The organism is Emticicia agri (genome assembly GCF_004168285.1).
GTDB classification, from domain to species: domain Bacteria; phylum Bacteroidota; class Bacteroidia; order Cytophagales; family Spirosomataceae; genus Emticicia; species Emticicia agri.
The window spans coordinates 1-334 of record NZ_SEWF01000146.1 but is presented as its reverse complement, the minus strand read 5'-3'; the positions used below and the strand labels follow the sequence as shown (position 1 = coordinate 334).

Genomic DNA, 334 nt, shown 5'->3' with positions numbered 1-334 from the left:
GTGTGGGTACCTATAGCATTACAGCCACCTGTACAGTAGGTAGTTGTATTTCTCCAGCAAGCACGGCAGTAACAGGCTTACAGATTGTAGCTCAGCCAACTGCTCCAACGATTACAGCCCCGGCTACAAAAGTAGTTTGTGCACCGAGTACTTTAACTTTAACAGCCAGTGGTTGTGCAGGGACAGTCAACTGGTCGAACGGTTCATCGGGTAGTAGCTTAACCCTTTCAAGTGTAGGTACGTATAGTATTTCTGCTACTTGTACAGTTGGGTCTTGTACAAGTCCAGCCAGTGCAGCAGTAACAGGGTTACAAATTATCGCTCAACCAGCAGC

At 47.3% G+C, this 334-nt stretch carries 1 pseudogene; it reads left to right on the top strand.

The features are described from left to right. Positions 1 to 334: pseudogene (locus EWM59_RS28090) on the top strand (hypothetical protein); the annotation flags it as partial.